The following is a 25,017-nucleotide window of genomic DNA, read 5'->3' as shown; positions in this document are numbered from 1 at the left end:
CTCGTTGTCGTAGGGCGGGTGTCAGGAGGTGGGGAGCCAGACGCGCATGCTGCCGTCCTCGCGGTTGGCCCAGGCGTAGTAGGGGATCGCGGTCAACTCCACCGACTCGCCGTCGGGTTCGGCAGCGGTGTCGGCAGAGGCGTACGGCCACCAGCCCCGGTCGGGGATGCGGCGCCGCCGCCCGGCGGCCACCACGGTGGTGATGCCGCCGAGCAGGTCCGGCCGGTGCTTGACGGCGAGCGGGCGGGAGGTGTCCAGGACGATGTCGTCGAGGCCGCCGCCGGGATGGTCGACCTGCTCCAGGCAGTGGACGAGCGGCCCGCGTTCGATCGCCACGCAGCCGCGCACCGCGTCCACCCGCGGGTCCGCGGCGGTCAGCCGGGGCTCCATCGAGAGCTCCAGCACGACCCGGTCGCCGGGCGCCCAGGTCCGCCGCAGCCGCAGCCAGCCGTCGTCCGCGGGCGAGTCGTACGTCTCCTCGCCGCAGCGCACCCGGAAGTCGCGGCACCACTGCGGGATGCGCAGCGACAGTGTCCAGGCGCGGTCGGTGGGCGTGCCCTCGACGGTGAGGGCGACCGTGCCGTCCCAGGGGTAATCGGTCTCGGCACGCACGACGACCGGGCCCGAGGTGTAGCGGCCGGTGACGTACTGGTGGATCTGCAGGCCCTCGCCGTCACCGGAGGCGAGACAGTGCTCCAGGCCGGCCAGCAGGCGCATCACGTTCGGCGGGCAGCAGGCGCAGCGGAACCATCGGGTGCGGCGCGCGGACTGGTCGCCGCCCGGGTCGGTGTGACCGTCGCGGACCTGCAACGGGTTGACGTACAGCCAGCGTTCGCCGTCCAGCGAGACACCGGCCAGGAAGCCGTTGAAGAGGGTGCGTTCGACCAGATCGGAGTAGCGGGCCTCGCCGGTGAGCAGCGCCATGCGCCAGCTCCACTGGATCGAGGCGATCGCGGCGCAGGTCTCGCAGTAGGCGCGCTCGTTAGGCAGTTCGTAGGGGTCGCCGAAGTCCTCCCAGTCGTGGTGGGCGCCCAGCCCGCCGGTGATGTGGGTCTTGGCGGTGGTCATGGCGTGCCACAACCGCTCGGCGGCCGACCGCAGTTCGGGCTCGCCGGTCTCGGTGGCCAGGTCGGTGACGGCGGCCAGCAGGTACAACTGCCGTACGGCATGGCCCTCGACGTCGTCCGCCTCGCGGACCGGCACCCGGTCCTGGCAGTACGCCTCGCCGCCGAGCAGGCCGTGGCCGTGCCGGTCGACGAAGTAACCGGCCAGATCGAGGTAGCGGCGCTCGCCGGTCTCCCGGTACAGCTCCACCAGCGCGGTCTCCACCTCGGGGTGGCCGTCGATGCCGTCGATCTCCTTGCCGCTGCCGGGCGGGCCGAAGACCGCGTCGATGTGGTCGGCGAACTTCACGGCCACGTCGAGGAGTTCGGTGCGACCGGTGGCCCGATGGTGGGCGACGGCGGCCTGGACGAGATGTCCCGCGCAGTACAGTTCATGGCCCCAGCGCAGGTCCTGGTACCGCTCGCCGCCCTTGACCAGCTGGAACCAGGTGTTGAGATAGCCGTCGGGCCGCTGGGCGGCGGCGACCAGGGAGACGATCCGGTCGACGTCCGCCTCCAGTTGCGGCGACCGGCGCTGCGCGAGCTGCCAGGCCGCGGCCTCCAGCCACTTGTAGACGTCCGTGTCCACGAACGGGTACGCGCCCTGGAACTCGCCCTCGGCCGTGCCCGCCGCGAGCCGCAGGTTGTGCAGGTTGCCGGCGGACTCCAGCAGGCCGGGGCCCTGCGGGATGGACGTGCCGGCGTTGACCTCGCGCCGCGACCGCCAGAAGCCGTCGGCCACTTGGGCCGTGGCGGGGCGCAGTGCGGCACGCGCGTCGGGGCCGAGCCGGATCGGGCCGGCAGGGCGCTGGGCGGAGGGGGTGCGGGGCATGGCTCTCCGGAGGGGGAAGGCGTGGGAGCGGGCGGGGGAGCGACTCGGCGACTGGGCAACGGTTTGAGCAACCGTTTTCCTCGTCGAAGAGTAGAGGGGAGGCGGGGGACCCCGGTCAAGGCTCCTGCGTAAGGTTTCTCTTGTTTCCCCAGGGTTGGCACTCGATGTCGTCGCCTGCGACCATGGGCCGCGGTCGACCCGTCGGACACCGCCGCTGAGAAAAGGATTGCCCGTGACTGAAGCCGCTCCCCGTTCCCCTTCCGCAGGCCGGGCGAAGCTCGCCGACGTCGCCGCGCTGGCCGGCGTCAGTGTGGGCACGGCCTCCAAGGCGCTGAGCGGCAGCGGCCGGATGCGTCCGGAGACCCGGCAGCGGGTGCTGGACGCCGTGGAGCGGCTCGGGTTCCGCCCCAACCAGCACGCGCAGAGCCTGCACACCGGCCGCAGCTGGACGGTCGGGCTCATGACGACGGACGGCATCGGCCGCTTCAGCACCCCGGTCCTGCTGGGCGCCGAGGACGCGCTGGGCGCCGGCAAGATCTCCGTGCTGCTGTGCGACACCCGGGGCGACACCATCCGGGAACAGCACCACCTGCGCAACCTCATGGACCGGCGGGTCGACGGCATCATCGTCACCGGCCGCCGCACCGACCCCCGCCCGCCCCTGAGCGGGGTCGAGGGCATTCCGATCGTCTACGCCCTGTCGCCGTCCACCGACCCGGCCGACACCTCGGTCGCCTCGGACGACCGGGGCGGCGCCCAGCTCGCCGTAGAGCACCTGATCGCCACCGGGCGCACCCGGATCGCCCATGTCACCGGCCCCGAACACCACGCGGCCGCCCGCGACCGCGCCCGCCACGCCGTCGACGTCCTCGACCGCTCCGGCCTGCGGCTCTCCGGTGGCCGCGTCCACTTCGGGGAGTGGAGCGAGGCGTGGGGCCGCAGGGCGGCGGACGCGGTGCTGCGCACGGCGCCCGACACGGACGCCTTCTTCTGCGGCAACGACCAGATAGCCCGCGGTGTCGCCGACGCGCTGCGCGAGCGCGGCCTGGACGTCCCCGGGAAGATCGCGGTCGTCGGCTACGACAACTGGGACACCATGGCCCTGGCCTGCCGGCCGCCCCTCACCACGATCGACATGAACCTCACCGAGATCGGCCGCATCGCCGCACTGAAACTGCTGGAGGCCATCGACGCCGAACCGGCACCCGGGGTGCACACGGTGCCGTGCCGGTTGGTGGTGCGGGAGTCGACGTGAGCGGCCGGGCACGGCGGTCCCGGCGACGCGTCGGTGCGCCCTGGACCACCACCTCGGCCACCGGCCCGGCGACCGGCGTTCCCGGTGCCACGAGCCCTCCGCCGGCCGAGCGGGCCCGCCTCCGGCTGACCGGATCCTGCGCACAGGGCCCGGCATGCTCGGGGCCATGGACCGTCGGCCAGGTGGGGTGGGCACGCTCTTCGCCGACCCGGCCGTCGCGCGCGGGTCAGGAACCCGGGGCCTGTGGCCCATAGGGCGTGTGTCGAAAGCCCGCCTGCCCCGCGGCGTCTGGCACGTGCGCTCGCGGCGTTGCCGAAACGCCCGAACAGCTCCGCCATCAGCGCGCTCCGGCGCCTTGCGATCGCACGCACCAGACGCCGCAGGGCCCGCCCTTCGGGCGGACGACGGGACTTTCGCACGCCCTAGCCCTGGTCGATCAGGTTCTGGGTGCCGAGGACGGACAGCAGTTGCAGCTTCTCCGCGGCCTCCGTGCCGGGTTCGGCCGAGTAGACCAGGATGTGCAGGTCGTTCTCCTCGACCCTCAGCAGGTCGCAGTCGAGGGTCATGAGGCCCACCTGCGGGTGGTCGATCGTCTTGTGCGACGCCTGGAGCCGGCCCACTACGCCCGCCTCCCACAGCTCCGCGAAGCGCTGACTGTTGGCCCTCAACTCCGCTATGAGCCGCTGGAGTTGGCGATCGGCCGGGTAGCGGGCGGCGGTCGAGCGCAGCTCGGCGACGATCCCGGCCTCGAAGGAGCGCCGCTCCTCGGGCGTGTGCCGCACCCGGCTCGGCACCCCCATGAAGTTGCGCCACGCGCCATTGCGCTCCGGGCCCCGCAGCCGGGACGGATCGCCCATCAGCGCCGCGTACATCGGGTTGGCCAGCAGCAGGTTCATCGCCGCGTCGGTGACGCCCACGGGCGTGTCGACCAGCCGGTCCAGCAGCCGCTGGACGCTCGGCGTGATGTATCCGGGCACCACGTCCGGTCCCGGCGGAACCAGCTCCGCCAGCCCGAACAGGTACGCCCGCTCGTCCCCCGACAGCCTGAGAGCCCGCGCCAGCGCCTCGACGACCTGGGCCGAGGGGTTGACCGCCCGGCCCTGTTCCAGACGCGTGATGTAGTCGACCGAGATCCCGGCCAGCAGCGCCAGCTCCTCGCGCCGCAGACCGGCCGCCCTGCGGTGGCCTCCCGAGGGCAGTCCGGCCGCGTCCGGGGAGACCCGGTCGCGCCAACGCCGCAGTGCCTGTCCGAGTTCCGTGGCCGCCATACAGCCCAGTGAACACCGTCGGCCCCGGATGTGCCTGGTACCGGCAGTCCCAGGAAGAAGAGGCGACTGGCTGCCCCCTGTGCCGCGCGGCACGGTGGACGGCATGACGACAACACTTATCACCGGAGCCAACAAAGGTCTCGGCCGCGAGACCGCCCGCCGCCTCCTCGCCGCCGGGCACACCGTCTGGGTCGGCGCCCGGGACGCCGAGCGCGGCCGCCGGACCGCCGAGGAACTGGGCGCCCGATTCGTGCAGCTCGACGTCACCGACGACGCCTCCGTCGACGCCGCGGTCAAGACCGTCGAGGCCGCCGGCGGTCTCGACGTGCTGATCAACAACGCCGGGATCGAGACCCGGACCGACGACAACAGCGTGCCCGTCGCAGAGACCGTGACCGCCGACCACATGCGCACGACCTTCGAGACCAACGTCTTCGGCGTGGTACGGGTCCTGCACGCCTTCCTTCCGCTGCTGCGCCGCTCGGCCGCCCCCGTCGTGGTCAACGTCAGCAGCGGCCTGGCCTCGCTGACCCACCTCTCCGACCCCGCTCACCCCGCCCACTTCTACCCGGGTGTCGCCTATCCGACGTCCAAAGCGGCCGTCAACATGCTCACCGTGCAGTTCGCGAAGGCGTTCCCGGACATGCGGGTCAACTCCGTTGAACCCGGCTTCACCAAGACCGATCTGAACGGCAACACGGGCACCCAGAGCGTCGAGCAGGGCGCCGAGGTCATCGTGCGTATGGCCCGGATCGGCCCCGACGGCCCGACCGGCGGCTACTTCGACGTCGACGGACCGCTGCCCTGGTGAGCCGGGGATGAACCGGCCGGGGCACCGCTGCGTCGTAGTCGTACGCGATACGAGTAGTGCTCCGGCAGGAAGTGGCTGACGGCGAGCTCGACGAGCCGGCCGGCGACGGTCCGGTAGACGCGGTCGATGCGCAGCAGGGCGCGGCCGGGCGCGCAGCCGAGGTGCTCGGCGAGGTCCGCGGTGGCCTCGGCGACCGTGATGCTCTGCTCGGCCTCGGCGATCGGCTCGGGCAGCCGCCGGTCCAGCAGGCCGATCACGGTGAACGCGCTGGGCGAGCCTGGCAGCGTCAACTCCCTTACGTCTTCCAGGAGTCGGCCGACGGCGGGCGGCAGCCAGACCGACGTGTGGCAGAACGCGACGTCCTCGTGGCGTCGCAGGAACGCCAGCTTGTGCACCCGGTCGGTGTGGAGGCCGAGGCGGCCCGCCGCGTCGACGTCCACCCGGCGGTGCAGGGGCGTGACGACGTCCATGCGGGTGTCGACGGACAGCCCCATCAGGTCGTTGACCGAGCCGAACTGCCGCAGGTACCGCTCCTCCCGGGGGGTCGCGAAGGTGCCGCGCCCCGGCACCCGGTACACCAGTCCCTCGGCAACCAGGTCCTGGAAGGCCCGCCGTACGGTCTGCCGGCTCACCGCGTACGCGCCGGCCAGCTCGGCCTCCGTGGGCAGCCGCACCCCGTCGGGATAGTCGTGGCGCAGGATCGCCGCCCGCAGCTCGCGGGCCAGCCGGAGATAGGTGCTCCGCCGCTGCGGCCGCTCAGCCATCGAGACCGCCGCGCGCCACCAACTGGCGCGCGATGACGTTGCGTTGGATCTCGTTGGTGCCCTCGCCGACGATCATCAGCGGGGCGTCCCGGAAGTACCGCTCGACGTCGAACTCCGTCGAGTAGCCGTAACCGCCGTGGATCCGGACCGCGTCGAGCGCGATCTCCATCGCCGTCTCGGACGCGAACAGCTTCGCCATGCCCGCCTCCATGTCCACCCGGCGTCCGGCGTCCGCCTCGCGGGCCGCGTACAGCACCAGCTGGCGGGCTGCGGTGAGCTTCGTCGCCATGTCGGCGAGGTGGTTCCCGACGGACTGGTGGCGCCAGATGGGCTTGCCGAAGCTCTCCCGCTCCTGGGCGTAGCGCAGCGAGTCCTCCAGGGCGGCCCGCCCCACGCCCAGCGCCCGGGCGGCGACCTGGAGGCGGCCGGTCTCGAGTCCCTTCATCATCTGGGCGAAGCCCTGCCCCTCCACGCCGCCCAACAGGGCGTCCACCGGCACCCGGTGGCCCTCGAAGGACAGCTCGCAGCTCTCCACCCCCTTGTACCCCAGCTTGGGCAGGTCCCGGGAGACGACCAGGCCAGGGCCGTGCTGGGCCAGCAGCACCGAGATGCCCGCGTGGCGCGGCCGGGCGGCCGGGTCGGTCTTGCACAGCAGCGCGATCAGCCCGGCACGGCGCGCGTTGGTGATCCACGTCTTCGCCCCGTCGACGACGTACTCGTCGCCCTCGCGGCGCGCGACGGTCGTCATCGCCTGGAGGTCCGAACCGCCGCCCGGTTCGGTGAGCGCCATCGTCGCGCGGACCTCGCCGGTGGCCATCCGGGGCAGGTACCGCCGCCTCTGCTCCTCCGTGCCGTACGACAGCAGGAGCTTCGCCACGACCGTGTGCCCGCCCATCGCCCCGGCCAGGCTCATCCAGCCGCGCGCCAGTTCCTCGGTGACCAGCACGAAGCAGGGCATGGAGACCGGGGTGCCGCCGTACTCCTCGGGGATGGCCAGCCCGTAGACGCCGAGTTCCTTCATGCGCTCGATGAGGGCCGCGGGATAGGTGTCGGTGTGCTCCAGCTCGCGCACGACGGGTCTGACGTCCTTGTCGACGAACGCGCGCACGGTCCGCACGACGAGCTGTTCGTCGGCGGAGAGGATGTCCAGAACGCTCATCGGCGGATCTCCACATCATCCGGAACGGTGGCGGTGCTCGCGGCCCCCGGGTGTTCAGACGACGCCGTCGGCGCGCAGCGCCTCGATGTCGGCCGCGGTCCGGCCGAGTGCGGCGAGGATCGTCTCCGTGTGCTCGCCGACGTCCGGTACGGGGTCCATGCGGGCGGGCACCCCCGCGAGGTCGGCGGGCGGGACCAGTGCCTGCACGGTGGCGCCGGGCACGGCCACCTCGCGCCAGCGTCCGCGTCCCGCCAGCACCGGGTGGTCGAGGAACGCGGCGACGTCGTTGACCCCGGCGCAGGCGATGCCGATGTCCTCCAGGTCCTTGAGGACCTCCTCGGCGTCGGAGCGGGCGAGGCGCTCGGCGACGATGGCGTTCAGCTCCTCCCGGTGGGCCACCCGCAGGGACCCGGTGGCGAAGCGGGGGTGGTCGGTCAGCTCCGGCCGTTCCAGGAACCGCGCGCACAGGGCCGCCCATTCGCGCTCGTTCTGAATGGAGAACAGCACCTGCCCGCCGTCGGCGGTCGGGAAGGCTCCGTAGGGGGCGATGGTGGCGTGCTGGGTGCCCAGACGGGCGGGCTGACTGCCGCCGTAGCGGGTGTAGTTGGCGGGCTGGCCCATCCACTCGGCCAGGGCCTCGAACAGGGACACCTCCACGGGGTGGACCGCCCCGGTCGTGGCCCGCGTGTACAGGGCGGTCAGGACGCCGGTGTAGGCGTACATCCCGGCGGCGATGTCGGCGACGGAGATGCCGACCCGCGCGGTCTCCTCGGGCGTCCCGGTCAGGGACACCAGCCCGGTCTGGCACTGCACCAGCAGGTCGTAGGACTTGCGGTCGGACCAGGGGCCGCTCGTGCCGTAGCCGGAGATCGTGCACGGGATCAGCCGCGGATACCGTTCGGCCAGCGCGTCCACGCCGAGGCCCAGCCGGCCGGCCGCCCCCGGGGCCAGGTTCTGCACCAGCACATCTGCTTCAGCGAGGAGTTGATGCAGGATCTCCTTGCCGCGCGGGTCCTTCAGATCCAGCGTGAGGGATTCCTTGGAGCGGTTGAGCCAGACGAAATAACTGGAGTGGCCGTGCACGGTGGTGTCGTAGCGGCGCGCGAAGTCGCCCTCGCCCGGCCGTTCCACCTTGATCACGCGGGCGCCGAGGTCGGCCAGCTGACGGGTGGCGTAGGGCGCGGCCACGGCCTGTTCGAGGCTGACCACGGTGATGCCGGACAGAGGGAGTCGCACGGTCATGCCTCCGGGTGGTGATGGGGGAACCGCGTCCGCGGCAACTCGCCCGCGCGTGCCCAGGTCGGTCCGTCCGGCAGCGCCGCGGCCACCGAGTACGGCAGGGAGAAGGTGCCCTCCGCCAGGTCGTCCGGCGTCGCGCGGTGGCCGTGGGCCCACCGGTCGAGCCTTGGGGCGACGGTCAACGGTCCCCCTGGAGGTTCGGTACCTGCTGCTCGTACGGTGGAATGGGCCCTTCCCGCAGCTTTGTACGGCCAAATCCACAACCCTGTCAACGGCGGCAGCAGCCACCTGAGCAGTGGCTCGCGGCCCGCCCTTGACGCGGCGGAGACGGCCTCCGCACCATGCCGGGGCTTTGTACGCACCAATACGGCACCTGGTCCGGCACCCCCGGGAGCCCCGTTGCCCCTTCCACATCCGAACCCGCGGCACTGCGCGTCGCGAGCCACCGCGAGGAGGCCCATGCCCGGGCGGACGTGGCGGCTGAGGCGTGACCGGCGTCCCGGCGACCCGGTGTGCGGTCGCGGTGCGCCGGGGCCGCACGTGCCGTCAGGCCGCCTCCTCCGCGCGCAACGGTGCCGGCTCCGGCGGGGCGTCGACACGGCGGGGGAGCAGCAGTGGTGTGGCCAGTACCAGGACCCCGGCGATCGCGATCGCCGCGCGGGGTCCGGTCACGCCGGCCAGCAGGCCCCACAGGGCCGTCATCGCGGCGGCCGTCGCCTTGTTGGTGACCGACCACGCGGAGAGCGTGCGGGCCACCCGGTCCGCGTCCGTCTGCCGCAGCCGGGTGGTGGCGTACACGGGGTTGAAGACGGCACAGGACATGATCACGCCGAGTTCCACGACCATGACGAGCACCAGTCCGGCTGTCCCCGGTCCGACGAAGGCCAGGCCGACCGGCCAGCACGCGCGCAGCCAGCCCGAGGTGAGCAGCACCCGGCGCTCCCCGAAGCGCGGCACGAGCCTGCGGGCCAGCCGCGAGCCGATCAGCCCGCCGACGCTCGGCACGGAGAACGCCAGACCGTACTGCCAGGCCGAGAACCCGAGGTCGCCGACCATGAGCACGGCGAGCAGCGGAAGCGACACCATGATCAGGGCGTTGTAGAGCGCGGTGTTGAAGAACAGCGGCCGCAGCACCGGATGGGCCAGGATGTACCGCCAGCCCTCGAGGAGACCACCGGCCGGAGACGGCCCGTCCGCGCGCACGGGGGGAGTCTCCGTCCCGCCGATCGCGCGGATCCCGGCGGCCGACAGCAGGAAGCTGAGGGCGTTGGCCAGGACGGTCGTCACCGGCCCGAACACGCCCATCGCGGCCCCGCCCAGCGGCGGCCCGAGGATGGTCGCGCTCCACTGCGTCGCCTCGAAGCGCGCGTTCGCGGTCAGCAGGTCCTCCGGCGGCAGCAGCGACTTGACGAAGGCCCCGCTCGCGGCCGTGAAACCGATGTCGGCCGCTCCCACGACGACCGCCACAACCAGGAGTTGTACGAAGGTGAGGGTGCCGAGCGCGTAGGCTGCCGGAACGGTCAGCAGCACCAGGCAGCGGACCAGGTCCATGGTCATCATCACGGGCCGCTTGTGCCGGAACTCCATCCACGGCCCGAGCGGCGTCGCCACCACCGCCCCCACCGCCAGCCCGGCCGCCGACAGCACCGCGACCTCGGTCGCCCCGGCGTGCAGCACGATCACCGCGATCAGGGAGAACGCGTCGAAGGCGAGCCAGGTGCCGAGCGCGCTGACGGCGTACGCCGCCCACAGCCACTCGAACCGCCGCCCCAGCGATCGCCCGCCCCGCATGCCCGTCTCCCCGTCCCGCCCGAATCCGACCGGCGCCATCAAAGCCGCTCACGCGGCCCGGGAGCAAACAACCGACACGCCAGGCCCACGACAACCGGTGGTTGTGGTGGAGCGCTGACTGTGTGACAACCGCTGGTTGTGGTCGAGCGCCGGGCCCGCGACGGCCGATGGTGTGCCCAAGGGCGCGGCGCCGTATCGCCGCGCGTGTAGAAAGAGGCCGTGGATCTCGACGCAGTACGTACCTTCGTGGCCGTCGCGGACGCCGGACGGTTCCGGGAGGCGGCCCTGACCCTGGAGATCACCCAGCAGGCCGTCTCCAAGCGGATCGCGGCGCTGGAACGCGACCTCGGCGCGCGCCTGTTCACGCGCACCGCCCGGGGCGCCCTCCTCACCGTGGACGGGCAGGTCTTCCTGCCGCACGCCCGTGACATGCTGCGGGCCGAGGAGCGGGCCGCGGCCTCGGTGCGGCCGGGGCGGCGCGCCCTGCGCGTCGACGTGATCGGGCGCCGCCTGGCACCGGCCGACCTCGTCCGGGACTTCCACCACGCGTACCCGGAGACCGCGCTCGACGTCGTGACCCTCTTCGACGCCGACACGGCGATCTCCGCGGTGCGCACCGGCACGATCGACGCGTCCTTCCGCGCCCTCACCTTCCCCGCGCACCGGCTGCCCGACGGCATCGCCGCGGCCCGCGTCCACGACGAGGCCCTGGAGCTGCTGACCGGTCCCGGGCACGCGCTCGCCGCCGCCCATGCCGTCACGCCCGCCCAGCTGGCCGGGCACCGGATCTGGATGCCCGGCAACGTCGCCGGCACCGAATGGGCGGCCTTCTACGACGACCTGGGCGCGGCCTTCGGCTTCACCATCGAGGTCACCGGCCCGGACTTCGGCACCGAGCCGCTCCTCGACACCATCGCCGACTCCCCGCACCTGGCCACCTTCGTCGGCGTGCAGACCCGTATGGTCTGGCCGGCCGGCCACGGCCTGCGCCGCATCCCGCTGCGCGACCCCACGCCCGTGTACCCGCACTCGCTGATCTGGCGCGCCGCCAACCCGCACCCGACACTGGCCGCGCTGCGCGCCCATCTCGGCACCGTCCGGCGGAGCGCGGACACCTGGACCCCGAAGTGGGCCCGCTGAGCGGCGCCGGTCAGGTCCCTCTCGCGCTTCGCGGAGACGGCCTCACCCGCGTCGGGCGGGCTCAGCGCCGTGCCGGGGCGGGGGCGCTGCCGGCCCGGGCCGAACCCGTCACGACCCGCCCGGCCGAGCGGGTGCGGCGGTCCAGGAAGGCGGCCAGGAAGGAGAGCAGCAGCGCACTGCCCGTCAGGAGCGCGCCGACCCAGTTGGGCGAGGTGTAGCCGAACCCGGCGGAGATGACCACGCCGCCCAGCCACGCGGCCAGCGCGTTGCCGAGGTTGAAGGCGCCGATGTTCGCGGCCGACGCCAGCGTCGGGGCGGCCGAGGCCTGGTCGAGGACCCACTTCTGCAGCGGCGGCACGGTGGCGAAGCCCAGGGCGCCGACCAGGGTCAGGGTGATCGCCGCGAGCACCTTGTGGTGCGCGGTCGCCGTGAACAGCAGCAGGGTCAGGGACAGCGCGCCGAGGGCGGTGAACAGCATCGGCATCAGGGCCCGGTCGGCGAACCGGCCGCCCACCAGGTTGCCCAGGAACATGCCCGCCCCGAACAGCACCAGCAGCCAGGTGACCGCGCCGGCCGAGTAGCCGGCGACCTCCGTCATCATCGGCGTGATGTACGTGACCGCGGCGAAGACCCCGCCGAAGCCGAGGACCGTCATCGCCATCGCGATCCAGACCTGCGCGTTGCGGAAGGCGGCGAGCTCCGTGCGGACCGAGGCGGACTCGGGGCGGCCCGTCTCCGGCACCAGCCTGGCCACGCCCAGCAGACCCGCGACGCCGAGGACCGCGACGGCGGCGAACGTGACCCGCCAGCCGGCGGCCTGACCGATGTACGTCCCCAACGGCACCCCCACGACGTTGGCCACGGTCAGGCCCGTGAACATCAGGGAGATCGCCGAGGCCTTCTTCTCGGGCGCGACCAGGCCGGCCGCGACGACGGACCCGATGCCGAAGAAAGCGCCGTGCGCCAGGGAGGCGACCACCCGGCCGGCGAGCATGACGCCGAAGCTGGGTGCGAGGGCGGAGAGCGTGTTGCCCACCACGAACAGGCCCATGAGGAACATGAGCATCTTCTTGCGGGACACCCTGGTGCCCAGCACGGTCAGCAGGGGGGCGCCGAGGACTACGCCCAGGGCGTAGCCGGAGACGAGCAGACCGGCCGTGGGGATGGAGACGCCGAAGTCCCCCGCGACCTCGGGCAGCACGCCCATGATCACGAACTCGGTGGTGCCGATCCCGAAGGCCCCTATGGCCAGGGCCAGGAGGGCGAGAGGCATGGGAAGTACCTTCCAGGCGATTGCGTGTGTCGCTTACAAGCGTCGACAATAGTTGCAGGCGCGGGTTAAATGCAAGCGCACTCAAAGTTGGAAGCGGGTAGTGCGTGTCTGCAAGTAGTTGGGCAAGCGAAAGCCCCCGCAGCGCTGCCGCTCGCGGGGGCCGGGGTGTCAGGCGGGGACGCGGAGCGTCTCGACCGCCTTGACCAGCGGTGCCAGCTCCGGGTTCCGGGCGGCCTCGTCCAGGGCCTCGCGCAGGGCCGCCTCATTGGTGGGGCGGGCCCGCTCCAGCAGGTCGAGACCGGAGTCGGTGACGTTGGTGTAGATGCCGCGCCGATCCGTCGGGCACAGGTAGCGGGTCAGCAGCCCGCGGTCCTCGAGCCTGGTCACCAGGCGGGTCGTGGCGCTCTGGCTGAGTACGACGGCGTCGGCGACCTGCTTCATCTGCAGATGGCCGCCCTCGCCGTCGTGCTGCCTGCTCAGCACGTCCAGCAGCGAGTACTCCCGCACGCTCAGGCCGTGCGCCGCCTGCAGCGCGCGCTCGATGTGGGCCTCGATCCTGCCGTGCAGGAGCGAGAGGGCGCACCAGCCCTGAGCGAGGGCGGTGAGCGCCGGATCTGTCGCGGTCATGGGGCCCTGGTCCTCCGTCCCGAAGTGCCTGCGGTCCAGGATAGGACACCGGCGAAATTGTCGGCTTGGGCACATATACCGCGCCTGCAACCGACACGCGGGACCGGAGTCGCGTCGACCCGGATCCTGCTGATACATCCATGGCATGACAGCCGAGGATTCCGACCGTTTCGTAGCCGGGCAGACGGCACTCGTCGTGCCCGTACCGGAGGCGGAGCCCGCCGTCCGGACCTGGCGGGAGCGCTACGACCCCGCGGCCCGGGCCGGTGTCCCGGCACACGTCACCGTGCTCTTCCCGTTCCTGCACGCCTCCCTCGTCAGCTCCGGCACCTGCGCCGTCCTCGACGAGATGTTCGGACGGCATCCGTCCTTCGACACGCGGTTCGAGACCTGCGGACGCTTCCCCGGGGTGCTCTATCTCGCCCCCGAGCCCGACCTCCCGTTCCGCCGGCTCACCGAGGCGGTCGTCGACCGCTGGCCCGAGGTCCCGCCGTACGGCGGCAAGTACGAGGCGCACCCGCATCTGACGGTCGCCCAGGGACAGGACGACGCGGTGCTCGACGAGATCGAGGCGGGCCTGCGAGCGGCCCTGCCGTTCACCGCGCGTGTGCCGACGGTGGATCTTGTGGTGTTCAGCGGACGGGAGTGGCAGCATCGGGCGTCGTTCGCACTCCGTTAGCCCTCTTCAGGAGCACACCATGGCCGGCCCGCGCCCCACCACCACCCTCTGGCGACCCACCGGCCCCAAGGAACTCGACCTGGTCCGCGCACTCGACTGGCGCGCCTGGCCGCCCCGGCTGCCCGAGCAGCCGATCTTCTACCCGGTGCTCAACGAGGACTACGCCGTCAAGATCGCCCGCGACTGGAACGTCAAGCACGACGGCGCGGGATTCGTCACCCGCTTCGAGGTCGACTCGGAGTTCGTCAGCCGCTATCCCGTGCAGCGGGCGGGCGGCGAGACGATCCTCGAACTGTGGGTGCCCGCCGAGGAACTCGACGAGTTCAACGCCCACATCGTCGGCGAGATCCAGGTCGTGCACGAGTTCAGGTAGGAAGCCGGTGGCCTCCACCCGCGCGGACGCCGGGCGGCGGGCCCCGCGTCACCGGGTGCCGCCCGTCCTTGACTTCGACAGCGCTCGAAGAACTAGCGTCGGCCGCCAGGGATGCAGGTCCGGCGAACGGAGACCGACATGCGGGTGGGCGTACACATCAACCGGTTCGACCACGGGGGCGGCGGGGCCGCGCTCGGCAGCGAGCTCGCCGCCGCGGGCGCCGCGGCCGAGGCCGCCGGGGTCAGCCGGCTGTCGGTCATGGACCACTACTTCCAGATGGAGTTCAACGGCGGTGCCGAGGACCCGATGCTGGAGGCCTACACGACCCTCGCCTACCTCGCCGCCCGCACCTCCACGGTCCGGCTCGGCGCGCTCGTCACCGGAGTGACGTACCGTCACCCCGGCCTGCTGGCCAAGATCGTCACCACGCTCGACGTGCTGTCCGGCGGCCGGGCCACCCTCGGGATCGGCGCCGCCTGGTACGACCGGGAGCACGAGGGCCTCGGCGTACCGTTTCCGCCGCTGGCCGAGCGCTTCGAGCGGCTGGAGGAGACCCTGCGGATCTGCCTGCAGATGTGGGACCCGGACGCCGACGGCCCCTTCGAGGGCCGGTACTACAGGCTCGCCGAGACCCTGTGCGTCCCGCCGCCGGTCAGCAGCCCGCACCCCGAGATCATGATCGGTGGCGGCGGCGAGAAGAAGACCCTGCGCCTGGTCGCGCAGTACGGCGACGCCTGCAATCTGTTCGCCACCTCTCCCGAGGAGGTCCGGCACAAGCTCGGCGTGCTGCGCGGGCACTGCGACACCCTGGGGCGCGACTACGACCGCATCGGCAAGACCATCGCCTACACGGGCGACGCCGCCACCGACGGCGACCTCGAGACGTTCCTGCGGGACATCGGCGGCTACCGCGGGCTCGGCATCGACACGGTGATCCTCGCGCCCCGTCTCGGCGAGACCGCGGCCTGGATGGAGCGGTTCGTCGCCCCGGTTGTCGCGCGCCTCGCCGACCTGGACTGAGCCGAGCGGACAGGGCCCGCCGTCAGGCGGGGCGGCTGCGGGACACCACGCGGGTGCCGCAGCCGTCGACCGTCCGGATCTGCAGGGAACCACAGGCGCAACGGGTCCACAGTGTGCCGCCGGCGGCCGTGACGTGCCGGGACACCACCTGGAAGGGCTCGGCGCCGTCCGGCCAGCCGCAGTGCGGGCAGGCGCCGGCGCCGGTGGTGCTGGTCATGGCGGCAGACTCCTCGTACGTCGGGGGCGGTTGACCGTCGCGACACCACCAGGGTGCGGCACGGAATTCGTACACGTCCAGGTTGACTTGTCGGAGCCGACCTTGAAGCGTGGCCTTCATGATTGACCTGCGTCGGCTCCACGTCCTGCGGGCGGTCGCCCACTACGGCACGGTCACCGCGGCCGCCCGCGCGCTGCACTTCACGCCCTCCGCCGCCTCCCAGCAGATCCGCCAGCTCGCCCGCGAACTCGGCGTCGACCTCCTCGAACCGCAGGGGCGAGGGGTACGGCTGACCCCGGCCGCCCTGACCCTGCTCGCGCACGCCGACGCCATCCAGGCCCGCTGGGAGCAGGCCGAGCTGGACCTGCGCGCCGACCACGGGGACCCGGCCGGACCCCTGCGCGTCAGCGGCTTCCCGGTGGCCGTGTCGGTGCTGCTCGCGCCGATGGCCGCGCGGTTGCGGGAGCGGCATCCGAGGCTGACCGTCCGGGTCCGGGAGGCGGCCCTGCCGGAGAGCTTCGACCTGCTCTTCGAGGGGGAGACCGACCTGGCGGTCGTCGAGGCCACACCGCTCAACCCGCCGCTGAGCGACGCCCGCTTCGACCAGCGGGCGCTCCTGGAGGACCCGTTCGACCTCGTCGTACCGGAAGGGCACGCACTGGCCGGGCGCGAGCGCGCCGACCTCGCCGACGCCGCGCACGAGACCTGGATCGCGCCCGTGCCGGAGAGCCCGTGCCGCCTGCACGTGATGTCCGCGTGCGGCAGAGCCGGCTTCAGTCCCCATGTCGTCCATCACGCCCTGGACTGGAACGTCATCGCCCACCTCGTCGCCAACCGCCTCGGCGTGGCCCTCATCCCGCGACTGGCCCACCTCACCCCCCACCTGCCGATCACCCGGGTGCGCTGTACGGGTAACCCCCACCGCACCCTCCTCACCTGCACCCGCCGAGGCGCGCGTGAACGCCCCGCGGTCGCGGCCGCGCTCGAGGAACTCCACCGGCTGGCGCCTACGGCCGTGGCGTGACCCGGGCCGAGTCGGGGGGCCTACGGCGAAGGGCCGGGCCGCGTCGGGAACCAACCGAGGCTGGTTCCCGACGCGGCCCGGCCCTGGCCGGTACCGGTATCCGGTGTCAGGCCGCGACGGCCTCGCCGGCGTGGCCGTGCAGGCGGGCGACGACCTCGGTCAGCTGCGCGGCGACCTCGGCGTCGTCGGCCGGGTGGGTCTCGGCGAAGCGGGTCAGCGAGCCGGGGATGGACAGCTTGAGGTCCTCGATGACCTTGCCGCCGGCGATGCCCACGGCCTTGCGGGCCTCGTCCTGCGCCCACACGCCGCCGTACTGGCCGAACGCGGTGCCGACCACGGCCACCGGCTTGCCGCCGAAGGCACCGGCGCCGTAGGGGCGGGACAGCCAGTCGATGGCGTTCTTCAGGACGGCCGGAATGGTGCCGTTGTACTCGGGGGAGAAGAGCAGGAACGCGTCGGAGGGCCTGGGCGGCGGCGCGCAGGCGCGCGGCGGCCTCCGGGACGCTGCCCTCGACGTCGATGTCCTCGTTGTAGAACGGGATCTCGGACAGACCCTCGAAGATCTCGACGTCCGCGCCCTCGGGCGCGAACTTGACGGCCGCCTCGGCGAGCTGGCGATTGGTCGAACCGGCGCGAAGGCTGCCGACGAGCGCGAGGATGCGAACAGACATGCGAACTCCAAAGATTCTGAAACGGTGCCGTGAGAAATCCGGACCGGGGTCCGTTTGATTTCTAGCACCTTAACCGGACCACGGTCCAGTTTTGTTCCCGATGCTTTACGCTGTCTTCATGTCCGCCTCCGTGCCGCCCTTCCCGGCTTCCCAGGAGCCCGCCGGCGAAGCCGAGTTGCTGCAGCTCGGATCCGCCGCGGACGAGCCATGCCTGCGTGCCGACGCCGCCCGCAACCGAGCCGCGCTGCTGGAAGCCGCTTCCCGCCTGATCGCCGAGCACGGCGCGGCCGGGGTGACGATGGAGGCGGTGGCCGCGGCGGCCAAGGTCGGCAAGGGGACCGTCTTCCGCCGCTTCGGCGACCGCACGGGTCTGCTGATGGCGCTGCTGGACCACTCCGCGAGGAAGCTGCAGGCCGACTTCCTCGCAGGCCCGCCGCCGCTGGGCCCCGGCGCGCCGCCCCTGGAGCGGCTGCGGGCGTTCGGCGTGGCGCTGCTGTACCGCTCGGCCGAGCAGCTGGATCTCCAGCTGGCCGCGCAGCCCGAGCCGGCCCGCCGGTTCGCCCACCCCTCGACCCGCGCGCTCACGACGCACGTCATGGTCCTGCTGCGGCAGATCGTCCCGGACGCCGACTGCGAACTGCTGGCCCAGGCGCTGCTCGGATACCTGGACCCCGCGCTCGTCCACCACCTCACCCGCCAACGCGGAATCCCCCTGGAGCGACTGGAACGAGGCTGGGTGGACCTGGTCGCCCGAGTGACGAACACGGAACAGCCCACCTGTTGAGCGCACGCGGGTCCGTGGCGCCGAGTCACCCACACGCTGAGCCGAGTCCTTGGCGCGCAGCCGCCCCCTGCTGGGCCCGACCGGTGGTGGTATCGGGCCGTCCGCTTGGTGAGCACGCCCGCTCCGGGGCACTGGGCCGGCTACCGGGTAAGCCTGCCTGGCTGAGTCGGGCCGCCCCTGTTGAGTGCTCGGTCCTGGGCACTGGGCTGCCTGCCGGATGAGCGTGGCCCGCTTCTGGGCACTAGGCCGCCCACCTGTTGGGCCCCGGTCGTCGGTGTCGAGCCGTCCCTCTGCTGGTCCTGCCCGCTGGTGGGTGTTGGGCGGCTGGCCTGTTGGGCCCCGGTCGTCGGTGTCGAGCCGTTCGCCTTCTGGTCGTGCCCGTTGCTGGGTGTCGGGCGGCTGGCCTGCTGGGTCCCGGTCGTCGGTGCCGAGCCGTTGGCCTGCTGGTCCTGCCCGTTGCTGGGTGTCGGGCGGCTGGCCTGCTGGGTCCCGGTCGTCGGTGTCGAGCCGTTCGCCTGCTGGTCCTGCCCGTTGCTGGGTGTCGGGCGGCTGGCCTGCTGGGCCCCGGTCGTCGGTGCCGAGCCGTCCATCTGCTGGTCCTGCCCGCTGGTGGGTGTCGGGCGGCTGGCCTGCTGGGTCCCGGTCGTCGGTGTCGAGCCGTTCGCCTGCTGGTCCTGCCTGCTTCTGGGTGTCGGGCCGCTCGCCTGCTGGGCTCCCCGGCCCTCGGCAGCGGGCCGCCCACCGGCTGGGCCCGCCCGGCCCCCGGCACTGGGCCGACCACCCGCTCCCGGCCCTCGAGTCGCCCCCTCCGGCCTCCTCATCCATGGTGGGCCGTGAACAGGGTGGCCAGCTGTTGCGGGGCGTCTGCCTGGAAGAGGGCGGCGCCCTGTTCCGCCGATTCGGCGGCGGACCGCTCGCTGCGGGGGAACAGCTTCTCCTCGTAGGCAGTCAGCGCGGCCTCCGTGTCGCCCGCGTGCGCGGCGAGGGCGAGCCCCAGTTCGGCTCCGTCGAGCAGGGCGAGATTGGCGCCCTCGCCGGCGAACGGGGACATCAGGTGCGCGGCGTCGCCCAGCAGGGTCACGCCCGGGATGCGCTGCCAGCGGTGCCCGACCGGCAGCGCGTGGATGCGCCGCGGGACGAGCGCGCCGTCGGCGTCCGCGATCAGCGCCCGCAGGCTCTTGTCCCAGTCGGCGAAGTGCTCCAGCACCCGCGCCCTGGCCGCCTCGGTGTCGGTGAAGTCGATGCCGTCGAGCCACTCCTCGGCGCTCTCCAGCGCGGCGTAGACGTGCAGGCTGCCGTCGGTCTCCCGGTGGGCGAGGAAGCCGCGGCCCTCCCCGAGGGCGAACAGCATGCCGCCGCCGACCACCTCGGCGCTCACCGGGTGCCGCAGCTCCGCGTCGTGCAGGTCCGCCTCGACGAACGACACGCCGGCGTAGACGGGCCGGGCGTCGGACACGAGCGGGCGCACCCTCGACCAGGCCCCGTCGGCGCCGACCAGCAGGTCCGTGGTGAAGACCGTGCCGTCGGCGAGCGCCACCTCGTGCCGGCCGTCGCCGAGCGCCCGCGCGCCGGCGACCTTGGCGCCCCAGCGGACGGTGCCCTCGGGCAGCGAGCCGAGCAGCAGGTCGCGCAGGTCGCCGCGGTCGATCTCGGGGCGGCCTCCGGCGCCGTCGTCCGCTTCGTCGAAAACGACCGTCGCGTCCTTGTCGAGGATGCGGACGGCCTCCCCGCCCCGGTGGACGAGCGTCAGGAACTCCTCGTACAGCCCCGCGGCGCGCAGCGCCTGCTGTCCCGAGTCCTCGTGGATGTCGAGCATGCCGCCCTGGACGCGGGCCGTGGGGGAGGCGTCCAGGTCGTAGAGGGCGGCCTCGATCCCGTGCACGTGCAGCACCCGCGCGAGGGCGAGCCCGCCGAGTCCGGCACCGACGACGGTGATGGGGTGGTGCGTGGTCATGGCGTGCTCCTTGGGGTGGTTCGGTGCGGGAGGAGGGTCACTCGGGTACGGCCGTGCGCTCGACACCGGCGATCAGCGTCCGCCGCCCCCAGGCCAGGCGGGCCTCGGGTGTGCCCGACACCAGCGCGTCGCTCAGGGCGGCAATGCGCGGATGCGTGCGCTCCGGGAGGTCGCGCAGGGCGCCGCGCAGGGCGTCCCAGTCCTCCTCGGGGGTCTCGTCGGCGTGCTCCGCGGCGGACGCCGTCGCGTGCTGCAGCAGCAGGTCCACGCCCCAGGCGGCCTGCGCTGGCGGAACCCCGCCCTCGTCCAGCAGGGACAGCAGCGTCTCGATCAGGTTCAGGTAGTGCGGACCGCTCGGGCGGGCACTGAGCGCGGAACGGGCCAGGCTCGGGTGCGCGAACAGCATCTGCGTGTAGGAGTCCAGCACCCGCTCCAGGCGCTCGCGCCAGTCGCCCTCGGCCGGGGGCTGCCCGACGGTGCCGAGCAGCTCGTCCAGGACGGCCGCGTGCAGCTCCGCGGTGTTGCGGACGTAGACGTACAGCGAGGCGGGGCCGGTGTCGAGCTCCTGCGCCAGGCGCCGCATGGTCACCTTCTGCAACCCTTCGGCCCGCAGGATCGCGACGGCCGCGGCCACGATGCCCTCCCTGGTCAGAGCAGGCTTGGCAGGGCGCTCCCGGCGGCTGCGGGAGGTGTCGGATCGGTCTGTCATGACACCACCGTAACGAACATGTTCGTCGCGAACAAGTTCGTGACGAACATGTTCGTGCGCGTGGCTCGAACTCGCTCCCTACCGACTTGATTGCGAAGTTCCCCGACCCGGATCACGAGCGCCGGGTTCTGCGAAGATGCCGTACGTCATGGTGCAGATACCGAAAACGCCCGGGCCCTCGTCCCCGGCACCACGGCCCGTGCCGACGAGCGCCGACGTGGCCCGCCTGGCCGGAGTCTCGCGCGCGACCGTCTCCTACGTGCTCAACAACACCAGCGCCGTGCGCATCAGCGAGCCCACGCGCCGCCGTGTGCACGAGGCCGCCGAGGAACTGGGCTACGTCCCCCACGCCGCCGCCCGCAGCCTGCGTGCCGGGCACAGCCGACTCGTGCTGATGCCCGCGCCCGACGTCCCGGTCGGCCCGCTCTACAGCCGGTTCATCAGCGAGCTCCAGGGGGCACTGGGCCGCCTCGACTACACGGTCGTGCAGTTCGGTTCGGTCGGTCTGCGCGGTGACGAGGCCGTCCGCGCCTGGGCCGAGCTGCGGCCCGTGGCCGTGCTGGTGCCGGGTCCGGGTCTGGGCCCACAGGGCGTGAAGGTGCTCAAGGGCTCCGGCGCCCGGGCCGTGGTCACCCTCGGTCCCGAGCCCGTCGACGGCGCGCACTCCCTGCTGATGGACCACGAGGCCGTCGGCCACTGCGCGGGAAGGCACCTCCACGACCGCGGCCGGCGCCGTATCGGCGTGGTCGTGCCCCGGGAGCGCGGGCTGGAGTCCTTCTCCCTGCCCCGCCTCGAAGGCGTGCGCGCCGCCCTGCACGGCACCACCGCCACCCTCACCGAGCTGCCCCTCGCCTACGAGGAGGACTCGGCGGCACGCCTTGCCGCCCGCTGGCGCGATCTCGACCTGGACGCGGTCTTCGCGTACAACGACGAGTACGCGATGCTGCTGATGCGCGCCCTGCAGGACGAGGGCGTGCGCGTTCCGGAGGACGTGGCCGTCATCGGCGCCGACGACCTCATGCTCGGCCGGCTGCTCAGGCCCCGGCTGAGCACGGTCCACATCGAGCTGCCGTCCGGCCGCGGCCTCGCCGAACTGGTCGACCGCGCGGTCCGCGACCCCGCGGCCGCGCCCGAGAGGCACAAGGTGCTGGGCGCCACGGTGGTCCACCGCGACTCCAGCTGACACCACGGGAGGCGCGCATGCGCACGACGGTCGGCATCATCGGCGCGGGCCCCGCAGGACTGCTCCTCGCCCGGCTGCTGCACCGCACCGGCATCGACTGCGTCGTCCTGGAGGCCAGAACGCGCGAGTACGTCGAGCACCGCCAGCGCGCCGGCATGCTGGAGCAGGGCACGGTCGACGCACTGCGCGAGGCGGGGGCGGCCGAGCGCCTGAACGCCGAGGGGCTGGTCCACCAGGGCATCGAGCTGCGCTTCGACCGGGAACGCCACCACATCGACTTCCCCACGCTCACCGGCGGCCGCACCGTCACCATCTACGCCCAGACCGAGATCGTGAAGGACCTCGTCGCCCTCCAACTGGCAGAGGGGCCGCCGCTGTTCTTCGAGGCGGAGGCACTCGCGATCGAGAAGCCGGACAGCGACACGCCCGTCGTGCGGTTCGTGCACGAGGGCCGGGAGCAGACCCTCACCTGTGACTGGGTGGCCGGCTGCGACGGCTTCCACGGCATCTCCCGCGCCGCGTTCCCGGCCGGCGCCGGCCGGACGTACGGGCACGACTACCCGTACGCCTGGCTCGGGATCCTCGCCGACGTCGCCCCGTCCTGCGAGGAGCTCGTCTACGCGCGCGGGGAGAACGGCTTCGCCCTGCACAGCATGCGCTCCACGCGCGTCTCCCGCCTCTACCTCCAGGTCCCCAACGACACCGACCCCGGCGACTGGCCGGACGACCGCATCTGGGACGAACTCGCCGCCCGCTTCGCCGTCGACGCCGACTGGACCCTGCACCGCGGCCCCATCACCGCCAAGGCGGTGACGCCGATGCGCAGCTACGTCCACGAGCCGATGCGCCACGGCCGCCTGCTGCTGGCCGGCGACGCCGCGCACATCGTCCCGCCCACCGGCGCCAAGGGCCTCAACCTGGCCGTCTCCGACGTCCGCGTCCTGGCCCGCGCCTTCGCCGAACTGCACCGCGGCGGCTCCGAGCAACTCCTCGACGACTATTCGCGGATGTGCCTTTCCCGTGTGTGGCAGGCCACGCGATTCTCGTACGAGATGACTAAGATGTTGCATGCTCAACCAGATGGGGACGCCTTCGAGAACCGGCTGCAGCTCGCGCGGTTGCGCCGGATCGCCGCGTCCCGCCATGCGGCGGCCGAACTCGCCGCCAACTACACGGGACTTCCGCTCATGATCTGAGCCCCCGGTGAGGAAACGGAGAGCCGTCATGCCGCTGCTCGACCCGAAGACCTGGCAGGCCCGCCCACTGTCGGGACCGGAGTACACCGTCACGGAACCCGCCACCGGGGACACGCTGGCCACCGTCACCCTCGCCTCCGCCGAGGACGTCGGCAGCGCCGCCGAGACCGCCCGCGCCGCCCAGGCCGAGTGGGCCCGCCTCCCGCACTTCGTCCGCGCGGGCGTCCTGCGCAAGGCCGGCGACCTGTTCGCGGCGCACGCCGACGAACTGCGCGAATGGCTCGTGCGCGAGTCCGGCTCGATCCCCGGCAAGGCCGACTTCGAACTGCACGTCGCCGCCCAGGAGTGCTACGAGGCCGCCGCGCTCGCCTCCCGCCCGGCCGGACAGATCCTGCCCAGCGAGGCGCCACGCCTGTCGTACACGCGCCGCGTCCCGGTGGGGGTGGTCGGCGTGATCTCCCCGTTCAACGCGCCGCTGATCCTCTCCATCCGCTCGGTCGCCCCCGCCCTCGCGCTCGGCAACGCGGTCCTGCTCAAGCCGGACCCGCGGACCGCCGTCTGCGGCGGGCTGTCCCTGGCCGCGGTCTTCGCCGAGGCGGGCCTGCCCGAGGGACTGCTGCACGTGCTGCCCGGCGGCCCCGACGTCGGTCAGGCACTCGTCGCCGACCCGGGGGTGCCGGTCATCTCCTTCACCGGCTCCACCGCCGCCGGCCGGGCCGTCGGCGAGGCCGCCGGACGCCACCTCAAGCGGGTCCACCTGGAACTGGGCGGCAACTCCGCCCTGGTCGTCCTGGAGGACGCCGACATCGACGCGGTGATCTCCACCGCCGCTTGGGGCTCGTTCTTCCACCAGGGCCAGATCTGCATGACGACCGGCCGCCACCTCGTCCACCAGTCGCTCTACGAGGACTACGTCGAGCGTCTCGCCGCCAAGGCGGACTCCCTGGCCGTCGGCGACCCGCACCGCGAACAGGTCCACCTCGGCCCGATCATCGACGACCGCCAGCTCACGAAGATCCACGGCCTGGTCGAGGCCAGCACCTCGCACGGCGCCAAACTGGCCGCGGGCGGCACCCACGAGCGGCTGTTCTACCGGCCGACGGTCCTCGCGGGCGTCGACGACAGCACCCCCGCCTACGCCGAGGAGGTCTTCGGCCCGGTCGCGCCGGTACGCTCCTTCGCCACCGCCGACGAGGCGGCCGCGCTCGCCGCGGCGGGGGAGTACGGCCTGTCCCTGGGCATCGTCACCCGCGACACCGCCCGCGGCCTCGACCTCGCCGAGCGCATCCCGACCGGCATCGTCCACATCAACGACCAGACGGTCAACGACGAGGCCGTGGCACCCTTCGGCGGCATCGCCGCCTCCGGCACCGGCGCCCGTTTCGGCGGCGAGGCCAACCTGGAGGCCTTCACCGACGTCCGCTGGACGACGGTCCGTGGAGACGTGGCGCCGTACCCCTTCTAGCCGGTCCGCTTCCGGCCGTTCCCGGTCCGCCGGCGGCCGCTACTGGCCGTTCTGCTCGGCCTGCGCCTGCTGCTCGGCGACCGCCTTGCGGACCTCGTCCATGTCCAGCTTGCGCGCCTGCCCGATGACGTCCGTGAGAGCGGCCTCGGGCAGCGCGCCGGGCTGCGCGAACACGGCCACCTGGTCGCGGACGATCATCAGCGTCGGGATCGACTGGATACCGAAGGCCGCGGCCAGCTCCGGCTGCGCCTCCGTGTCGATCTTGCCGAACACCAGGTCCGGGTTCTCCTCGGCCGCCTTCTCGTACACCGGCGCGAACTGACGGCACGGCCCGCACCAGGACGCCCAGAAGTCGATCAGGACGAAGTCGTTGTCCGTGACCGTCTGGTCGAAGTTCTCCTTGGTGAGCTCCACGGTGCTGCTCATGACCTTGATTCCCTCTTCCTGCTGTCGGGGCGAAGCCGTCGGCACAAACGCGGC

Annotated in this window: 25 protein-coding genes and 1 pseudogene; 12 read left to right on the top strand and 14 right to left on the bottom strand. The window is 72.7% G+C overall.

Annotation, left to right across the window (positions count from 1 at the left end; translation table 11 throughout):
* Positions 1 to 21 precede the first annotated feature (21 nt).
* Complete coding sequence (locus tag LN251_RS41070) at positions 22 to 1,935, bottom strand: glycoside hydrolase family 127 protein (protein ID WP_458249222.1); 1,914 nt, start codon at positions 1,933 to 1,935, stop codon at positions 22 to 24.
* 232 nt (positions 1,936 to 2,167) lie between these two features.
* Between LN251_RS41070 and LN251_RS41065 the strand changes: the two genes are divergently transcribed.
* Positions 2,168 to 3,190 carry a LacI family DNA-binding transcriptional regulator gene (locus tag LN251_RS41065; protein ID WP_458249221.1) on the top strand — a complete coding sequence of 341 codons (1,023 nt, stop codon included), beginning with the start codon at positions 2,168 to 2,170 and terminating at the stop codon, positions 3,188 to 3,190.
* 422 nt (positions 3,191 to 3,612) lie between these two features.
* On the opposite strand, the gene LN251_RS41060 is transcribed toward LN251_RS41065, so the two are convergent.
* Entirely contained in the window at positions 3,613 to 4,458 is an 846-nt protein-coding gene (locus tag LN251_RS41060) for a helix-turn-helix transcriptional regulator (protein ID WP_458249220.1), read from the bottom strand.
* Between the two features lie 103 nt (positions 4,459 to 4,561).
* Here LN251_RS41060 and LN251_RS41055 point away from each other — a divergent pair, with 103 nt between their 5' ends.
* Positions 4,562 to 5,269 carry an SDR family oxidoreductase gene (locus tag LN251_RS41055; RefSeq protein ID WP_458249219.1) on the top strand — a complete coding sequence of 236 codons (708 nt, stop codon included), beginning with the start codon at positions 4,562 to 4,564 and terminating at the stop codon, positions 5,267 to 5,269.
* Here LN251_RS41055 and LN251_RS41050 read toward each other — a convergent pair.
* From LN251_RS41050 to LN251_RS41030, 5 genes are all read right to left on the bottom strand, one after another.
* Positions 5,236 to 6,033, bottom strand: a complete 798-nt coding sequence (locus tag LN251_RS41050; RefSeq protein WP_458249218.1) for a GntR family transcriptional regulator — start codon at positions 6,031 to 6,033, stop codon at positions 5,236 to 5,238. The genes LN251_RS41055 and LN251_RS41050 overlap by 34 nt on opposite strands.
* On the bottom strand, positions 6,026 to 7,192 hold the full coding sequence (locus LN251_RS41045; protein WP_458249217.1) for an acyl-CoA dehydrogenase family protein: 1,167 nt from the start codon (positions 7,190 to 7,192) through the stop codon (positions 6,026 to 6,028). The genes LN251_RS41050 and LN251_RS41045 overlap by 8 nt, the downstream gene beginning before the upstream one ends.
* A 54-nt stretch (positions 7,193 to 7,246) precedes the next feature.
* The gene (locus tag LN251_RS41040; RefSeq protein WP_458249216.1) at positions 7,247 to 8,434 is read right to left on the bottom strand and encodes a CaiB/BaiF CoA transferase family protein; all 1,188 of its coding nucleotides are present in this window, start codon (positions 8,432 to 8,434) and stop codon (positions 7,247 to 7,249) included.
* Positions 8,431 to 8,613 (bottom strand): hypothetical protein, encoded by a 183-nt coding sequence (locus LN251_RS41035; protein ID WP_458249215.1) that lies wholly within the window; start codon positions 8,611 to 8,613, stop codon positions 8,431 to 8,433. The genes LN251_RS41040 and LN251_RS41035 overlap by 4 nt, the downstream gene beginning before the upstream one ends.
* A gap of 364 nt (positions 8,614 to 8,977) precedes the next feature.
* Positions 8,978 to 10,222, bottom strand: a complete 1,245-nt coding sequence (locus LN251_RS41030) for an MFS transporter (protein WP_458249214.1) — start codon at positions 10,220 to 10,222, stop codon at positions 8,978 to 8,980.
* Positions 10,223 to 10,441: 219 nt separating this feature from the next.
* On the opposite strand from LN251_RS41030, the gene LN251_RS41025 reads away from it, so the two are divergent.
* The gene (locus LN251_RS41025) at positions 10,442 to 11,362 is read left to right on the top strand and encodes a LysR family transcriptional regulator (protein ID WP_458249213.1); all 921 of its coding nucleotides are present in this window, start codon (positions 10,442 to 10,444) and stop codon (positions 11,360 to 11,362) included.
* A 61-nt stretch (positions 11,363 to 11,423) separates the two neighbouring features.
* Here the strand turns inward: LN251_RS41025 and LN251_RS41020 are convergent, their stop codons facing one another.
* Together LN251_RS41020 and LN251_RS41015 are read right to left on the bottom strand one after the other, a co-directional pair.
* Positions 11,424 to 12,635 (bottom strand): MFS transporter, encoded by a 1,212-nt coding sequence (locus LN251_RS41020; protein WP_458249212.1) that lies wholly within the window; start codon positions 12,633 to 12,635, stop codon positions 11,424 to 11,426.
* A 168-nt stretch (positions 12,636 to 12,803) separates the two neighbouring features.
* Positions 12,804 to 13,262: a MarR family winged helix-turn-helix transcriptional regulator gene (locus tag LN251_RS41015; protein WP_383677240.1), complete on the bottom strand. Its 459-nt coding sequence runs from the start codon at positions 13,260 to 13,262 to the stop codon at positions 12,804 to 12,806.
* 145 nt (positions 13,263 to 13,407) lie between these two features.
* Between LN251_RS41015 and LN251_RS41010 the strand changes: the two genes are divergently transcribed.
* The 3 genes from LN251_RS41010 (at position 13,408) to LN251_RS41000 (ending at position 15,334) form a co-directional block, all read left to right on the top strand.
* Positions 13,408 to 13,941 carry a 2'-5' RNA ligase family protein gene (locus tag LN251_RS41010; RefSeq protein WP_458249211.1) on the top strand — a complete coding sequence of 178 codons (534 nt, stop codon included), beginning with the start codon at positions 13,408 to 13,410 and terminating at the stop codon, positions 13,939 to 13,941.
* A 19-nt stretch (positions 13,942 to 13,960) separates the two neighbouring features.
* On the top strand, positions 13,961 to 14,314 hold the full coding sequence (locus LN251_RS41005; protein ID WP_458249210.1) for a hypothetical protein: 354 nt from the start codon (positions 13,961 to 13,963) through the stop codon (positions 14,312 to 14,314).
* 138 nt (positions 14,315 to 14,452) lie between these two features.
* A complete protein-coding gene (locus LN251_RS41000) occupies positions 14,453 to 15,334 on the top strand; it encodes an LLM class F420-dependent oxidoreductase (RefSeq protein ID WP_458249209.1) in 882 nt (293 codons plus the stop codon).
* Positions 15,335 to 15,356: 22 nt separating this feature from the next.
* Here LN251_RS41000 and LN251_RS40995 read toward each other — a convergent pair whose 3' ends face one another.
* Entirely contained in the window at positions 15,357 to 15,551 is a 195-nt protein-coding gene (locus tag LN251_RS40995; protein WP_458249208.1) for a hypothetical protein, read from the bottom strand.
* A 118-nt stretch (positions 15,552 to 15,669) separates the two neighbouring features.
* Here LN251_RS40995 and LN251_RS40990 point away from each other — a divergent pair, with 118 nt between their 5' ends.
* Positions 15,670 to 16,575, top strand: coding sequence for a LysR family transcriptional regulator (locus tag LN251_RS40990; RefSeq protein WP_458249207.1), 906 nt, complete (start codon positions 15,670 to 15,672; stop codon positions 16,573 to 16,575).
* 106 nt (positions 16,576 to 16,681) lie between these two features.
* Here LN251_RS40990 and LN251_RS40985 read toward each other — a convergent pair.
* A pseudogene (locus tag LN251_RS40985) lies at positions 16,682 to 17,246 on the bottom strand (NAD(P)H-dependent oxidoreductase).
* Positions 17,247 to 17,346: 100 nt separating this feature from the next.
* On the opposite strand from LN251_RS40985, the gene LN251_RS40980 reads away from it, so the two are divergent.
* Positions 17,347 to 18,030, top strand: coding sequence for a TetR/AcrR family transcriptional regulator (locus LN251_RS40980; RefSeq protein ID WP_458249206.1), 684 nt, complete (start codon positions 17,347 to 17,349; stop codon positions 18,028 to 18,030).
* Between the two features lie 309 nt (positions 18,031 to 18,339).
* Positions 18,340 to 18,867, top strand: coding sequence for a hypothetical protein (locus LN251_RS40975; protein WP_458249205.1), 528 nt, complete (start codon positions 18,340 to 18,342; stop codon positions 18,865 to 18,867).
* Here the strand turns inward: LN251_RS40975 and LN251_RS40970 are convergent.
* Together LN251_RS40970 and LN251_RS40965 are read right to left on the bottom strand one after the other, a co-directional pair.
* The gene (locus LN251_RS40970) at positions 18,848 to 19,984 is read right to left on the bottom strand and encodes an FAD-dependent oxidoreductase (protein WP_458249204.1); all 1,137 of its coding nucleotides are present in this window, start codon (positions 19,982 to 19,984) and stop codon (positions 18,848 to 18,850) included. The two genes, LN251_RS40975 and LN251_RS40970, sit on opposite strands and share 20 nt — an antisense overlap.
* A gap of 37 nt (positions 19,985 to 20,021) precedes the next feature.
* Positions 20,022 to 20,693, bottom strand: a complete 672-nt coding sequence (locus LN251_RS40965) for a TetR/AcrR family transcriptional regulator (RefSeq protein ID WP_458249203.1) — start codon at positions 20,691 to 20,693, stop codon at positions 20,022 to 20,024.
* Between the two features lie 148 nt (positions 20,694 to 20,841).
* Here LN251_RS40965 and LN251_RS40960 point away from each other — a divergent pair, with 148 nt between their 5' ends.
* Genes LN251_RS40960 through LN251_RS40950 form a run of 3 tightly spaced genes read left to right on the top strand, consistent with a single transcriptional unit; the run spans position 20,842 to position 24,537 of the window.
* Complete coding sequence (locus tag LN251_RS40960) at positions 20,842 to 21,876, top strand: LacI family DNA-binding transcriptional regulator (protein ID WP_458249202.1); 1,035 nt, start codon at positions 20,842 to 20,844, stop codon at positions 21,874 to 21,876.
* Positions 21,877 to 21,893: 17 nt separating this feature from the next.
* Positions 21,894 to 23,072: a 4-hydroxybenzoate 3-monooxygenase gene (locus tag LN251_RS40955; protein WP_458249201.1), complete on the top strand. Its 1,179-nt coding sequence runs from the start codon at positions 21,894 to 21,896 to the stop codon at positions 23,070 to 23,072.
* A 28-nt stretch (positions 23,073 to 23,100) separates the two neighbouring features.
* Positions 23,101 to 24,537 (top strand): benzaldehyde dehydrogenase, encoded by a 1,437-nt coding sequence (locus LN251_RS40950; RefSeq protein WP_458249200.1) that lies wholly within the window; start codon positions 23,101 to 23,103, stop codon positions 24,535 to 24,537.
* Positions 24,538 to 24,576: 39 nt separating this feature from the next.
* Here LN251_RS40950 and trxA read toward each other — a convergent pair whose 3' ends face one another.
* Complete coding sequence (trxA, locus tag LN251_RS40945) at positions 24,577 to 24,963, bottom strand: thioredoxin (RefSeq protein WP_058921487.1); 387 nt, start codon at positions 24,961 to 24,963, stop codon at positions 24,577 to 24,579.
* Positions 24,964 to 25,017 lie beyond the last annotated feature (54 nt).

This window comes from Streptomyces sp. MAI_2237 (genome assembly GCF_054189285.1).
The sequence above is the reverse complement of the archived record's forward strand: the minus strand, read 5'-3'. Positions and strand labels throughout refer to the sequence as shown.

Coding starts and splice junctions, on each gene's coding strand:
- LN251_RS41040 (WP_458249216.1), bottom strand. CDS start 8,434: ATGACCGTGCGACTCCCTCTGTCCGGCATCACCGTGGTCAGCCTCGAA.
- LN251_RS40960 (WP_458249202.1), top strand. CDS start 20,842: ATGGTGCAGATACCGAAAACGCCCGGGCCCTCGTCCCCGGCACCACGG.
- LN251_RS41060 (WP_458249220.1), bottom strand. CDS start 4,458: ATGGCGGCCACGGAACTCGGACAGGCACTGCGGCGTTGGCGCGACCGG.
- LN251_RS40980 (WP_458249206.1), top strand. CDS start 17,347: ATGCTTTACGCTGTCTTCATGTCCGCCTCCGTGCCGCCCTTCCCGGCT.
- LN251_RS41070 (WP_458249222.1), bottom strand. CDS start 1,935: ATGCCCCGCACCCCCTCCGCCCAGCGCCCTGCCGGCCCGATCCGGCTC.
- LN251_RS40990 (WP_458249207.1), top strand. CDS start 15,670: ATGATTGACCTGCGTCGGCTCCACGTCCTGCGGGCGGTCGCCCACTAC.
- LN251_RS41020 (WP_458249212.1), bottom strand. CDS start 12,635: ATGCCTCTCGCCCTCCTGGCCCTGGCCATAGGGGCCTTCGGGATCGGC.
- LN251_RS41045 (WP_458249217.1), bottom strand. CDS start 7,192: ATGAGCGTTCTGGACATCCTCTCCGCCGACGAACAGCTCGTCGTGCGG.
- LN251_RS41055 (WP_458249219.1), top strand. CDS start 4,562: ATGACGACAACACTTATCACCGGAGCCAACAAAGGTCTCGGCCGCGAG.
- LN251_RS41050 (WP_458249218.1), bottom strand. CDS start 6,033: ATGGCTGAGCGGCCGCAGCGGCGGAGCACCTATCTCCGGCTGGCCCGC.
- LN251_RS41015 (WP_383677240.1), bottom strand. CDS start 13,262: ATGACCGCGACAGATCCGGCGCTCACCGCCCTCGCTCAGGGCTGGTGC.
- LN251_RS41000 (WP_458249209.1), top strand. CDS start 14,453: ATGCGGGTGGGCGTACACATCAACCGGTTCGACCACGGGGGCGGCGGG.
- LN251_RS40965 (WP_458249203.1), bottom strand. CDS start 20,693: ATGACAGACCGATCCGACACCTCCCGCAGCCGCCGGGAGCGCCCTGCC.
- LN251_RS41030 (WP_458249214.1), bottom strand. CDS start 10,222: ATGCGGGGCGGGCGATCGCTGGGGCGGCGGTTCGAGTGGCTGTGGGCG.
- LN251_RS40970 (WP_458249204.1), bottom strand. CDS start 19,984: ATGACCACGCACCACCCCATCACCGTCGTCGGTGCCGGACTCGGCGGG.
- trxA (WP_058921487.1), bottom strand. CDS start 24,963: ATGAGCAGCACCGTGGAGCTCACCAAGGAGAACTTCGACCAGACGGTC.
- LN251_RS40995 (WP_458249208.1), bottom strand. CDS start 15,551: ATGACCAGCACCACCGGCGCCGGCGCCTGCCCGCACTGCGGCTGGCCG.
- LN251_RS40955 (WP_458249201.1), top strand. CDS start 21,894: ATGCGCACGACGGTCGGCATCATCGGCGCGGGCCCCGCAGGACTGCTC.
- LN251_RS41005 (WP_458249210.1), top strand. CDS start 13,961: ATGGCCGGCCCGCGCCCCACCACCACCCTCTGGCGACCCACCGGCCCC.
- LN251_RS40950 (WP_458249200.1), top strand. CDS start 23,101: ATGCCGCTGCTCGACCCGAAGACCTGGCAGGCCCGCCCACTGTCGGGA.
- LN251_RS41010 (WP_458249211.1), top strand. CDS start 13,408: ATGACAGCCGAGGATTCCGACCGTTTCGTAGCCGGGCAGACGGCACTC.